This is a genomic window from Aeromonas sp. D3 (assembly GCF_027705025.1).
In the GTDB taxonomy this organism is placed as follows: domain Bacteria; phylum Pseudomonadota; class Gammaproteobacteria; order Enterobacterales; family Aeromonadaceae; genus Aeromonas; species Aeromonas salmonicida.
In genome coordinates this window covers 37,665-50,336 of record NZ_JAPDBE010000001.1, presented here as the reverse complement: position 1 = coordinate 50,336, position 12,672 = coordinate 37,665, and the positions used below count along the sequence as shown (strand labels likewise).

General features: G+C 56.8%; 11 protein-coding genes and 5 tRNA genes. 11 read left to right on the top strand and 5 right to left on the bottom strand.

The features are described 5' to 3' along the window. Positions 1-106 precede the first annotated feature (106 nt). From rsmC to OKC28_RS00225, 9 genes are all read left to right on the top strand, one after another. On the top strand, positions 107-1,135 hold the full coding sequence (gene rsmC, locus OKC28_RS00265) for a 16S rRNA (guanine(1207)-N(2))-methyltransferase RsmC (RefSeq protein WP_256685903.1): 1,029 nt from the start codon (positions 107-109) through the stop codon (positions 1,133-1,135). 149 nt (positions 1,136-1,284) lie between these two features. Continuing rightward, the gene (glgC, locus tag OKC28_RS00260) at positions 1,285-2,502 is read left to right on the top strand and encodes a glucose-1-phosphate adenylyltransferase (RefSeq protein WP_058394546.1); all 1,218 of its coding nucleotides are present in this window, start codon (positions 1,285-1,287) and stop codon (positions 2,500-2,502) included. Continuing rightward, entirely contained in the window at positions 2,492-3,952 is a 1,461-nt protein-coding gene (gene glgA / locus OKC28_RS00255; RefSeq protein WP_113721519.1) for a glycogen synthase GlgA, read from the top strand. Before glgC ends, glgA begins: the two co-directional genes overlap by 11 nt. 116 nt (positions 3,953-4,068) lie before the next feature. After that, positions 4,069-4,154: transfer RNA gene (locus OKC28_RS00250), tRNA-Leu, on the top strand. Between the two features lie 44 nt (positions 4,155-4,198). Beyond that, positions 4,199-4,284 (top strand) — tRNA-Leu (locus OKC28_RS00245). Positions 4,285-4,355: 71 nt separating this feature from the next. Further along, a tRNA-Leu gene (locus tag OKC28_RS00240) sits at positions 4,356-4,441 on the top strand. 44 nt (positions 4,442-4,485) lie between these two features. Further along, positions 4,486-4,571: transfer RNA gene (locus OKC28_RS00235), tRNA-Leu, on the top strand. Between the two features lie 71 nt (positions 4,572-4,642). After that, positions 4,643-4,728 (top strand) — tRNA-Leu (locus OKC28_RS00230). A 109-nt stretch (positions 4,729-4,837) separates the two neighbouring features. Next, the gene (locus tag OKC28_RS00225) at positions 4,838-5,110 is read left to right on the top strand and encodes a late competence development ComFB family protein (protein WP_059111923.1); all 273 of its coding nucleotides are present in this window, start codon (positions 4,838-4,840) and stop codon (positions 5,108-5,110) included. Here the strand turns inward: OKC28_RS00225 and OKC28_RS00220 are convergent. Further along, positions 5,105-5,314, bottom strand: a complete 210-nt coding sequence (locus OKC28_RS00220) for a hypothetical protein (protein ID WP_169046867.1) — start codon at positions 5,312-5,314, stop codon at positions 5,105-5,107. The two genes, OKC28_RS00225 and OKC28_RS00220, sit on opposite strands and share 6 nt — an antisense overlap. A gap of 301 nt (positions 5,315-5,615) precedes the next feature. Between OKC28_RS00220 and nhaC the strand changes: the two genes are divergently transcribed. Beyond that, positions 5,616-7,025 carry a Na+/H+ antiporter NhaC gene (nhaC, locus tag OKC28_RS00215; RefSeq protein ID WP_256685910.1) on the top strand — a complete coding sequence of 470 codons (1,410 nt, stop codon included), beginning with the start codon at positions 5,616-5,618 and terminating at the stop codon, positions 7,023-7,025. Positions 7,026-7,116: 91 nt separating this feature from the next. Here nhaC and OKC28_RS00210 read toward each other — a convergent pair whose 3' ends face one another. Beyond that, positions 7,117-7,449 carry a hypothetical protein gene (locus OKC28_RS00210; RefSeq protein WP_256685912.1) on the bottom strand — a complete coding sequence of 111 codons (333 nt, stop codon included), beginning with the start codon at positions 7,447-7,449 and terminating at the stop codon, positions 7,117-7,119. A gap of 461 nt (positions 7,450-7,910) precedes the next feature. Here OKC28_RS00210 and OKC28_RS00205 point away from each other — a divergent pair, with 461 nt between their 5' ends. Further along, positions 7,911-9,422, top strand: a complete 1,512-nt coding sequence (locus tag OKC28_RS00205) for a histidine-type phosphatase (RefSeq protein ID WP_099994463.1) — start codon at positions 7,911-7,913, stop codon at positions 9,420-9,422. Between the two features lie 216 nt (positions 9,423-9,638). On the opposite strand, the gene OKC28_RS00200 is transcribed toward OKC28_RS00205, so the two are convergent. From OKC28_RS00200 to treC, 3 genes are all read right to left on the bottom strand, one after another. Then, positions 9,639-9,971 carry a hypothetical protein gene (locus tag OKC28_RS00200; RefSeq protein ID WP_017412399.1) on the bottom strand — a complete coding sequence of 111 codons (333 nt, stop codon included), beginning with the start codon at positions 9,969-9,971 and terminating at the stop codon, positions 9,639-9,641. Between the two features lie 375 nt (positions 9,972-10,346). Beyond that, positions 10,347-10,958 (bottom strand): sugar O-acetyltransferase, encoded by a 612-nt coding sequence (locus tag OKC28_RS00195; RefSeq protein WP_270686542.1) that lies wholly within the window; start codon positions 10,956-10,958, stop codon positions 10,347-10,349. 3 nt (positions 10,959-10,961) lie between these two features. Then, positions 10,962-12,623: an alpha,alpha-phosphotrehalase gene (gene treC, locus OKC28_RS00190; RefSeq protein ID WP_256685917.1), complete on the bottom strand. Its 1,662-nt coding sequence runs from the start codon at positions 12,621-12,623 to the stop codon at positions 10,962-10,964. Positions 12,624-12,672 lie beyond the last annotated feature (49 nt).

Genomic DNA, 12,672 nt, shown 5'->3' with positions numbered 1-12,672 from the left:
CTCTGGTCAAAAAATGGTGTCTGGGCATATTTCGGGAACACGGCATAAATGTCAAGGCGAAAGGGGCTATGTATAATGGCCGCCCAAAATTGCGTGGAGAGACCCGATGAGCAGCCCTATCAGTGCCGTCAGCCAGATGCTGGAACGAAACCAAGCCCTCTTTGTCGGCAAACGGCTACTTGTCTGCGGCACCCTGGAGGATGACTATCCCCGCCAGCTGGCTGAGCTGGCCAGTTCCCTGACTGTGTTTACCACGGATTATTGCTACTACCGCAGCCAGCAGGCAACGTTGGGTGACGCTATCCTGTTCGACCACCAACTGGGCGGTGCCCCCCGTTTCGATGCCCTGCTGCTGCTGATGCCCAAGGCCAAGGCAGAGGCCCAATACCTGCTGGCCATGATGACCCCCTTGCTGGAGGCGGGTGCAGACCTGTTTCTGGCCGGGGAGAATCGCGGCGGCATCAATGGCGCCGACAAGCTGCTGGCCGCCTATGGCAACAAGCCAGTCAAGCGCGACTCGGCCCGCCGCTGCTCTCTCTATCACGGCGAGCTCTGCAAGCCGGTCGCCCCGTTCGAGCTGGATAGCTGGTTTGGCCGCTACCAGTGCAAGGCCGGTGACACCGAACTGACCGTGCTGGCCCTGCCCGGCGTTTTCAGCGCTGCCGAACTAGATCTCGGTACCCAGATGCTGCTGGCGGCGGTGCCACCGATGAGGGGCGAGCTGCTCGATTTCGGCTGTGGGGCCGGCGTCATTGGCTCTGTGCTGGCCAAACGCAATCCGGGGCTGGAGGTCAAGATGGTGGATATCAGCGCCCTTGCGCTGGAGTCGAGCCGCCGCACCCTGGCCATCAACGGTTTGCAGGGACAAGTCCAGGCCTCCGACGTCTATTCCGACATCACAGGAAAGTTTGACCACATCGTCTCCAACCCCCCCTTCCACGCCGGCCTCAAGACCTTCTATGCGGCCACCGAAACCTTCCTCGCCAAGGCACCTGAATACCTGTCGGCGAATGGTGGCCTGACCATAGTCGCCAACGCCTTCCTGCGATATCAACCTATACTGGAAACGCACTTCAAACGGACTGACATAATCAGCAGCGATGCCAAATTCAAGGTCTATCTGAGCAAAGTGTAAATAAGTGTAACCAGTCACCGGAAACAGGTAGAGAGCCCCATCCGGGATCTGATAAGGTAATTGTCACACCGCAAACCACCCCTTTAGGGGTGTTTTTTTGCAGCAACATGAAAACCTTTTCACGGTATGAACTCAGGGAGAGAAATACGATGGCAGGCATACTCACCATGATACTGGCGGGCGGAGAAGGAACCCGTCTCCAGCCGCTTACCACCACCCGCAGCAAGCCCTCTGTCCCGTTCGGTGGCAGTTATCGACTGATCGATTTCGTCCTCAACAACTTCGTCAACGCTGACTTCCTGCGCATCTACGTCTTGACCCAATTCAAGTCCCAGTCCCTCTATCTGCATATGAAGAAGGGCTGGAACATAGTCGGCATCACGGACCGCTTCATCGACCCTATACCAGCCCAGATGCGAATGGGAAAACGCTGGTATGACGGCACGGCCGACGCCATCTATCAGAACCTGCGTTTCATCGAGATCTCGGACCCGGAGCACGTCTGCATCTTCGGCTCAGACCACATCTACAAGATGGACGTGAGCCAGATGGTGACCTTCCACAAACAGAAGGCCGCCGCCTTGACCGTCGCAGCCCTGCGCATGCCCATCGAGGAGGCGAGCGCCTTCGGGGTGATAGAAGTGGATCAGGAAGGCCGCATGATCGGCTTCGAAGAAAAGCCCAAACATCCCAAACACATTCCCGGCGACCCCACGCAGGCGCTGGTTTCCATGGGCAACTACATCTTCGAAACCGAAGCGCTTTATCGCGAGCTGAAGCGTGATGCCGCCGAGGAGAACTCCAGCCACGATTTTGGCAAGAACATCATTCCCAGCATGTTCCCCCGCGCCCCCGTCTATGTCTATGACTACAGCACCAACGTGATCCCGGGCGAGAAACCCACCGTCTACTGGCGCGATGTGGGCACGCTTGACTCTTATTGGCAGGCACACATGGACCTGGTCGCTGACGATGCCCCCTTCTCCCTCTATAACCGCAAGTGGCCACTGCATACTCACTATCCGCCCTTGCCGCCCGCCACCTTCGTCGATACCGATGACTGCAAGGTCAAGATAGCCAACTCCCTGATCTCCGGCGGTTGCTTCATTCAGGGCAGCCAGATCCAGCGCTCCATACTGGGATTTCGCTGCAACATAGGCCCCTGCAGCCACATCAGCGAGTCAGTGTTGCTCGGGGATGTGAAGATAGGCGAAGGTTGCTCCATAAGACGCGCCATCATTGACAAGAACGTTGAAATTGCACCCGGCACCGTGATCGGTGAAAATCTGGACCATGACAGAGAGAGATTTACCGTATCCGAAGGCGGTATCGTCGTGGTACCTAAGGGAGCAAGAGTTGGCTATTAACCCACTGAAAATCCTGTTTGTTGCCTCGGAAGTTGAGGGGCTTGTGAAGACCGGGGGCCTGGCAGATGTAGCCAGAGCCCTGCCATTGTATCTGGCCCAGAAGGGCCATGACGTCAGGATCATCTTGCCCTTCTACAAGACGATCAAGCGCCGTGATGAGGCCAGACTGATCGCCTCTCGCTGGTTGCCAACCCATCCGGGACTGCCGGACATCGGCTATCGCATCTACCAGATGGAGCTGGAAGGGGTCTGTGTCTACCTGATCGACTGCCCGCAATATTTCGATCGACCCCAGCTCTACGCCGAGAACAACCAAGCCTATGGCGACAACGGTGAGCGGTTCGCCTTCTTCTCGGCCGCAGCCCTGCATGCCTGCGAGCAGCTGGACTTCGCCCCCGAGATAGTGCACTGCAACGACTGGCATACCGGTCTGCTGCCGCTGCTGCTCAAGACCCGCCATGCTCACAACCCCTTCTTCCAGCACACTCGCAGCGTGATCAGCATTCACAATGCAGCCTTTCAAGGGGTATTCGGTCGGGAGCAGTTCTGGGCCATGCCCGAAATTGCTGACTATGAACAGCGCATCAGCTACGACTATGGTCACGTCAATCTGCTCAAATGCGGTGTGCTCTATGCCGACAAAATCAATGCAGTCAGTCCCAACTATGCCAGTGAATTGCTGACCCACCTGGGCGCCCACGGCATGGCCAACATATTCCAGCAGCGGGCTGCCGACTTGCGCGGCATTCTCAATGGCTGTGATTATAAGGATTGGGATCCGGCATTTGACGACTTCCTGCCCGCCACCTATGACGTGGACAACCTCGCTGGCAAACGGGTCTGCAAACAGACGCTGCAGCGGGAAGCGGGCCTGCCGGTCACGGACTTGCCCATCTACGGCATGGTGTGCCGCCTGACCGAGCAGAAAGGGGTACACCTGCTGCTACCCGTGCTGGACAAGTTCCTGCATCACAAGGTACAGGTGGTGATAGTGGGGTCGGGTGATCCCTCCCTCGCCGCCCAGTTGCAGGCGACCGCACAGCGATACCCGGACAAGCTCGCCTTCCTCAACACCTATGACGACAGGTTGGCCCATCTGGTGGAAGCGGGCGCCGACTTCTTCCTGATGCCCTCTCTGTTCGAGCCTTGCGGCCTCAACCAGATGTACAGCCTCGCCTACGGCACCTTGCCGCTGGTACGGGCCGTTGGTGGCCTCAAGGACACTGTCGTGGACTGGGATGCGGAACCTGAGCATGCCACCGGCTTCTGCTTCAACGATCCAACCGCCAATATCCTGCTCGATGCCATGCGCCGCAGCCTGCTCTATTACCTGCAGGATCCCGAGCGATTTGCTCAGGTACAGCGCAATGCCATGAATACCCGCTTCAACTGGCCGGATTCGGTCACTCAATACGAGCAGATGTATCAGGATGCACTGGCCCGACAGTGATGCTCATTGCTGAACTTTTGTGCCCTTGATGCCGCTTTGAACGTCAACAGCGAAAAAAGTCCCCTTTGGCTGTTGACGCTCATCCAAAACTCTATAGAATCCCCCACCGCAGTGATGCGAAGGTGGCGGAATTGGTAGACGCGCTAGCTTCAGGTGTTAGTGTCCCACGGATGTGAGGGTTCGAGTCCCTCTCTTCGCACCATGCTTCTCCAGACAGCATGTAAATCAAAACTGGTAACACAATGTGCGAAGGTGGCGGAATTGGTAGACGCGCTAGCTTCAGGTGTTAGTGCCCCCCGGGTGTGAGGGTTCGAGTCCCTCTCTTCGCACCATGATTCTGACATGTAAAAACAGAGCAATGCGTTCCAACCGCATTTAAAAACCAGCTGGAGAAAATCAGTGTGCGAAGGTGGCGGAATTGGTAGACGCGCTAGCTTCAGGTGTTAGTGTCCCACGGATGTGAGGGTTCGAGTCCCTCTCTTCGCACCATGCTTCTCCAGACAGCATGTAAATCAAAACTGGTAACACAATGTGCGAAGGTGGCGGAATTGGTAGACGCGCTAGCTTCAGGTGTTAGTGCCCCCCGGGTGTGAGGGTTCGAGTCCCTCTCTTCGCACCATGATTCTGACATGTAAAAACAGAGCAATGCGTTCCAACCGCATTTAAAAACCAGCTGGAGAAAATCAGTGTGCGAAGGTGGCGGAATTGGTAGACGCGCTAGCTTCAGGTGTTAGTGTCCCACGGATGTGAGGGTTCGAGTCCCTCTCTTCGCACCATTCCTTATATAAAAGGCCCATCACGAAAGTGATGGGCCTTTTGTTTTTACTCCTTGTTATGACTATGCTTTTGACAACTTACCGCCCATCGTCATGCCAAGGAGCGCATATGATACTGGATACCGATATTCACAACTTCTATGAACATCTGGTGCTCAAGGAGATCGAAAAGCAGGGGCTGAATCAGAAACTGAACAGCGAGCAGATGGCCGATCTCTGCTGCCTGACCCTGAACCAGCTGCCTTCCCACTATATTCGCCACGATGTCGACATGATCTACTTCCTGACCGACGCCAAGCGTACCGAGATGGAAAACAACGTCATCGCATCGCTCAAACAGGCGCAAGAGAAGGTCAAGAACGCCCCCGCAGCCCAGTCATAACCAGGGTTGCTGCCAGAGCAAAGCCGCTATGCCTGTCATCCCGGCCACCGGCAGCAGTATCAGGACAGGTCTCAGCCTGGGTTCCAGCATGACCCAGGCAGCCAGCACAAAACCCAGACTCCAGATGCCGTACTCCTTGTCCTGACCCCAGCCCAGCACAGCCAATAGTCCGACCAGCAGCACGACTCTCACGATCCAGATCATGGTGATATATCCTCTTGCATGACTTGATAACGATTATCATTTGTATTTTATGAGTATGCAATCGGACTTTGTTATCGGTGTCGAATGTCACATTCGGGCCAATAGAGCGCTCAAATACAGGTTATGAGATCAACTAATTTGTAATTTTTTCAATCAAAATTGCATTTTTGCTAAATCAGTTGGGATTTGCCCCCCCAGGTTTGTGGTAGATTGCGGCCTCTTTTGGGTTGGCCCCTCGGGATACAGGTATCCACAGGACGAGAGGGACCGACCTTGGCGAGCAAGAGTTTAGGAAGCATCTATGCAAAACCAGCAAAACCAAATTCGATTACCGGGCATGTTGCAGGTATTTGGCTGTCTGGCCATTTTCCTGGCCCTGGCATTCTCGTTCACCAGCGTGCTGGATCTGCCAATTCAGTTGGCACTGTTCATCGCCTGGTTCGTCATCATGGGGCTCGGCATCAAGCTGGGTCATGATTACAAATCCCTGGAGCAAGCTGCCGTTGACGGTGTTTCCAAAGGGATGGGGGCCATCCTGATCCTGGTCTCCGTCGGCGCCCTGGTCGGCACCTGGATCGCGGGCGGTATAGTCCCCAGCATCATCTACTTCGGCCTCAAGGTAATACACCCGTCCATCTTCCTGCTGGCAACGCTGATCATCTGCTCCCTCACTTCGCTGGCCACCGGTACCTCCTGGGGCTCTGCCGCCACCGCCGGCATCGCCATGATGGGGATAGGCCACAGTCTTGGCGTCCCTGCGCCACTGGTGGCGGGTGCTGTGCTCTCCGGTGTCTACTTCGGTGACAAGCTCTCCCCCCTCTCCGACTCAGTGGTACTGGCCTCCACCATGTCCAATGTCGATGTGGTGGAACACATCAAGGGGATGCTGCCCATCAGCCTGCTCTCCTACATCATCACGGCCGCACTGTTTACCGTGGTCGGCATGCAGTATTCGGGCAACGTCAGCCTGGAGCAGGTCAATCTGGTGATGGAGGCGCTCGACAACCAGTTCAACATCACCCCGCTGGCCGTAGTGCCGGTCGTACTGGTACTGGGTCTGCTCGCCAACCGCAAACCCGCCTTCCCGGTGATCAGTTTCGGCGCTCTGCTGGGGCTTGTCTGGGCCATAGCGTTCCAGGACATGGATCCGGTCAAGGCGATGCATTCCGCCTACAGTCCCTTCCCCATTACCTCAGGCATCGGCTTTATCGACAACATACTGGGGCGCGGCGGCATGGAATCCATGCTGGGTTCGGTCGCCGTCATCATCTTCGGTCTGGGCTTTGGTGGCCTGCTGGAGAAGGTAGGTATTCTGGAAGTGATCGCCAATGCCTTCGAGAAGCGCATCAACAGTGTCGGCAGCCTGACCAGCCACACCATAGGCACCGCCTTCCTGGCCAACGTATTCGGTTCGGCCATGTATGTGTCACTGATCCTGACTCCCAAGATCATGGCCAAGAACTACGACCGGCTGGGACTGGCACGCAAGAACCTCTCCCGCAACGCCGAGTTCGGCGGTACCCTCACCTGCGGCATGGTGCCCTGGAGCGACAACGGTATCTTCATGGCCGGGGTACTGGGGGTGGCGACCCTCGACTACCTGCCCTACATGTGGCTCAGCTTCACCTGCATCATAGTGACCATCACCCTCGCCTATCTGGGCAAAGCGGTGAACCGGGTTCCCGTCATCGAAGCGGCCAGCTCCCGCTGATCCACACAACAAACAACAAAGGCGCCTCAGGGCGCCTTTGTTGTGTCTGGACAGTTTTCAGGGGTAGAAACTGCAGCTGATGTGGCTCGGCTTAGCGCTGCTTGCCGCTGCCAATACCGAACGGGATACGGTAGTCGCTGCTCTGCTCACCCAGACTCACGGTCAGGTTGCCCTGAGTGCGGCTCGGAATACGTACCTGCTGGGTGCCCATCAGATTGGCGTGAACGGAAGTCACCACATCCCCTGACTCGTTGCGCACTTCCAGCATGGGGTTGGTTTTTCCATCCACAGCGGCGGTTGCATGCCAGTTCACAAACAGCACGCCCGGTGCAGCGTTGAAGTCAGCGGGAACGGAGGCCTGAGCAAAACCGGCAGTCATCAGGCCTGCAACGGCCAGCATCTTGATTACGTTTTTCATGTTCATTCACTCTCTTGGTTTTTGTGTCATTGCCAAGGCCGGTTCGGCCTGAATCAATGCATCCTTGCAAGAGGTTATTCAAATAGTATGTAGTTCTTTCACCGACGTCTGACACTCTGATTTCTGGTGTCATCGCCCATGAAGAGCTGTTATTTGGCCACCTGGCGTTCCTGCCTAAGCGTTGAGTGAATATTAAACATATCCCCCCACACTTGTTAGCGAGATAAACTGGCCTAGATGTTCAAAAAATATGAAGGCAACAAGAGAGGAAGATCCGACATAGTAAACAGGCTCCCGTTCTTCCTTTTTCAGCAGAGGGGTGGGGAACAGGATGGCAAGGGGTAATTACCAGATAGTCCTCCATATCGCATGTATTTGCTCAGGCTTGGGCACTCAAACCGGCTGCTGACACCGGACTGTCATATGCAGCGCTTAATGTGCAGCCTCATTTTCAATATGGTTCAAGGATGACTATGTTCCGCCTCTCTTCTCTCACCATCGCCCTCTCTGCCAGCCTGACAATGACGCTGTTGGCCGGTTGCAACTCCGATAACGACACCACTCCTGATGCCAACCCCGGTATCGACTATCAGTACAGCACCAAAGCTGTCTACGCAGCCCGCCAGGATGCGGCCAGCTATGAAGCGGCTCCGGCGGGATTCGACCCCGTCTTTACTGAACTGGTGGCTCGGCATGGCTCCCGATCCCTGTCCAGCCCCAAATACGATGTACTCACCAAGCAGGTCTGGGATGCCGCCTACCGGCAGGGTGCCCTCACTGAACTGGGGCAGGGATTGGGCGCCAAAGTGGATGCGGTCACAGCAGCCAACCAGCAACTCGGCTATGGCCTGCTCACTGTCATAGGCAAGGAAGAACATGCGACGCTCGCCACCCGCCTGGCCGAACGGCTACCGACCCTGCTAGGCAAGAGCGCGACTCCCGGCTGCATCCGGGTCGAGACCTCGGGCAAAGACAGGGCCAACGAGAGCGCCTTTTACTTCATGCAGAGCCTGGCCAAGCGGGTCGACTATGTGAACGATGACGCCCAGTGCTACATCAGCCAGGATGATCCCTCTGTCATCGACAAGGGGTTACGCAACAAGTTCGAACTCTACTTTCACAAGACGGAACCGGAAGGGGATTATCTCAAGTACCTGCCCGCCTTCCAGGCATACCAGGCTTTCGTCGGGGACGAGGAGGCCGGCATAGCGTCCAATCCAGCACTCAGCAAGGCTCTCAACGATCTCAAGGTACTGGACAAGACCAGGGCCATGGCGCGCACCATGCTTGAGCGTATCTACAGCAAGGCCTTTGTCGATTATCTGGCAGGTGGAGTCGAGTTCGTGGCCATCAACCCTGAGGATGGCGGCAAGACCTATGTACGCGATGAAGTGGATGCGGCCCTGATGCTCTACAACCTCTTCATCATAGGCCCGGGCATGATCCGCGAAGCCGAGGCCCAGGGCGCCCCTTGGGATCTGGAGCAGTACCTCACGCCAGAAGAGTCGACCTGGTTTTCCTATCTCTCTGATGCGGAAGATTTTTATGAGAAGGGCCCAAGCTTTGCCAGTCAGAGTGCGACCTATGATATCGCTCAGGCCCTGCTGGATGGCATGTTCAAGGAGGTACAACATCAGGTGGTGGAGAATGCCAGCGAGCGGATCGCTACGCTGCGCTTTGCCCATGCAGAGGCCATCATTCCACTGGCAGCGCTGATGAGGCTGGAAGGGAGCCAACAAGGTGCCCAGGAAGGAGTTCTCTACAGTCAGGAGAACAACGAATGGCGCGGCGGCTGGGTTTCGCCCTATACGGCCAATATCCAATGGGATGCTTACCGCAACGACGCAGGCCGGGTGCTGGTCAAGATGCTCTACAACGAGAAAGAGCTCGCCTTCAAGGCGGGCTGCGAGCCCATCAAGGCCGGCAGTTTCTTCTATGACTTCAGCGAGCTTAAACGCTGTTATCAATACGGTGGCTAAATCCGTCACGCCAACAGGCACAGACCAAAGGCACGCCCTTGCTTTTTATTTCAGCGGCAAGGGAACGAGCCAGTCCTGAGCCCCACCCGGTTCGAACATGCGCTCGATGCACAAAAGCAGAGGGCCCCGCCATGCGGGGCCCTCTCTCTGAACGCAGTGTCTCGTGACTCCCGGTGGGGATAACGCTAGCCGGGAGCTGACCGGCAACAACCACTCTTAGCGCTGCTTGCCGCTGCCGATACCGAACGGGATGCGGTAGTCGCTGCTCTGCTCACCCAGACTGACGGTCAGGTTGCCCTGAGTGCGGCTCGGAATACGTACCTGCTGGGTGCCCATCAGATTGGCGTGAACGGAAGCCACCACATCTCCTGACTCGTTGCGTACTTCCAGCATGGGGTTGGTTTTGCCATCCACAGCGGCGGTTGCATGCCAGTTCACAAACAGCACGCCCGGTGCAGCGTTGAAGTCAGCGGGAACGGAAGCCTGAGCAAAACCGGCAGTCATCAGGCCTGCAACGGCCAGCATCTTGATTACGTTTTTCATGTTCATTCACTCTCTTGGTTTTTGTGTCATTGCCAAGGCCGGTTCGGCCTGAATCAATGCATCCTTGCAAGAGGTTATTCAAATAGTATGTAGTTCTTTCACCGACGTCTGACACTCTGGTTTCTGGTGTCATCGCCTGAAACAACCTGTTATTTGGCCACCTGGCGTTCCTGCCTAAGCGTTGAGTGAATATTAAACACCTCTGCCCACCTTTGTTAGCGAGATAAACTGGCCTAGATGTTCAAAAAAACTGACCGTAATGTAAATCACAGGTTCAGGTACAGCTCACGGCGCAACTGGCACTGAACTTCGGAGGGGATAAGAACCGGGATGAGGGGGAAACTTCATGCATAAAGGGCAGGATCCCCTGCCCCTTGATATTTAGATGCTCGCCAGCTCCTCTGCCGTCATGGGCCGCAAGACCCTGCAAGGATTGCCGACGGCAACCACATTGGCCGGAATGTCTCTGGTGACCACAGAGCCTGCGCCGATCACACTGTTATCCCCTATGGTGACACCGGGGCAGATAACTGTGCTGCCGCCGACCCAGACGTTGTTGCCTATGCGCACTGGTTTGCCAAACTCGACCCCCGCCACCCGAGGGACAAGGGCAACGGGGTGAGCGGCGGTGTAGATCTGCACCCCGGGGGCCAACAGCACGTTGTCGCCGATATGCACCTCGCACACGTCGAGGATGGTGCAGTTGACGTTGGCGTAGAAGTTCTCCCCCACATGGATATTGGCGCCATAGTCGCAGAAGAAAGGCGGGTTGATAGCACACACATTGCCCCGGCTGCCGAGCAGTTCCCGCAGCAGCGCATCCCGCGCCGGTTTCTCCTGCCAACTGGTGTTGAAGGTGTGATAAAGGAAACGACAGCGCTCACGCGCCGCCTTGAGCTCGGGATCGCCCGCATCATAGGGCTGACCCGCCACCATCTTTTGCCACTCGGTGCCGTGCACCGGGGCCATTGCTTTTGCCATCACCTCGCTCACCACCTACGCCACCAGCCAGACCAGAGATTCATAGGGACGCAGCATACAAGATTGCGGCATTGCCGGGCTATCGGGGTAGTTGCCAAGCAGCAGACGGCCTTCCCTCTCTTGCAGATCTTGTGGCAAGTCGAAGGCCACAGGCTCACCGTAGAAATTGCTTACCACCAGCAGGGTCTGACCCTTGGCACTGCGGGTATAGGCCCAGATATGCTGATGGCCTGGCAACTGCTCCTGATAATCCCCCTGCGTAAAGATGGGATGCGCCTTGCGAAGCGCGATCAGGTCCCGGTAGTGCCAGAACACTGAGCCCTGGTCGGCCAGTGCCGCTTCGGCGTTGATCTCGGTGTAATTGGCAGCGGGCCTGAGCCAGGGCGAACCCTGGGTGAAGCCGGCATTGGGGGCTGTGCTCCATTGCATCGGAGTGCGTGAGTTGTCGCGAGACTTGGCGCCGAGAATGGCGAGGATCTCGGCTTCGTTCATGCCTTCGGCTTGCTTGATGGCGAAGATGTTGCGGCTCTCCACATCCTGATAGTCATCGATGCTCTGATAACCGGGGTTGGTCATGCCTATCTCCTCCCCCTGATAGATGTAGGGAGTGCCCTGCAGCCCGTGCAGTGTACTGGCCAGCATCTTGGCGGCGACCACGCGATGCTCGCCCTCGTCCCCGAAGCGGGAGACGATGCGCGGCTGATCGTGGTTGCACCAGAACAGGGCCGACCAGCCCTTGCCATGCATGCCGCTCTGCCAGTGGTTGAAGATACGCTTCAGTTCGAGGAAATCGAAAGGCGCCTTGGTCCACTTGTCGCCATTGGGATAATCGACTTTCAAATGGTGGAAGTTGAACACCATGGAAAGCTCGGAGCCATCAAGGGCACCGTAGCGCTGGCAGTGCGCCAGCGAAGTGGAGGACATCTCCCCCACCGTCATGGCGCCGACCGGGGCGAATACGTCGCGGCTCACATCCTGCAGGAATTCGTGGATGCGCGGCCCGTCGGTATAGAAGCGACGACCATCGCCCACGTCGTCGTTCGGGAAAGTCTGATCCTTGGAAATCAGGTTGATGACATCAAGGCGGAAGCCATCAACCCCCTTGCCGGCCCAGAAGTGAATGATGTTTTTGACCTCGGCGCGCACCGCCGGGTTTTCCCAGTTGAGATCCGCCTGCTCGCGGGCAAACAGGTGCAGATAGTACTGGCCGGTGGCGGCATCCAGCTCCCATGCACTGCCACCAAACTTGGATTGCCAGTTGTTTGGCACACCGCCATCCACCGGATCTTTCCAGATGTAGTAGTCGCGGTAGGGGCTGTTTTTATCCCCCAGCGCCGATTTGAACCAGGCGTGCTCGGTGGAGGTGTGGTTGACGACTATGTCCATCACGATACGAATGTCACGGGCATGGGCTGCCGCCAGCAGCGCCTCGAAATCGGCCATGGTGCCGTAGGCGGGATCAATCTGGTAGTAATCGGCAATGTCATAGCCGTTATCCACCTGGGGGGAAACATAGACGGGGGTCAGCCAGAGGGCATCGACCCCCAGGGTCTTGAGATAATCGAGGCGGGCCATGATCCCCTTGAGATCGCCGGTGCCACGGGCGCCCGAATCCTGAAAGCTCTTGGGGTAGATCTGGTAAATCACGGCACTCTGCCACCAGGGAGTTTGGCTCATGGGTCTTTCTCTTGTCTCGAATAAAAAATGGAGAGGGCGACCCCTTGCG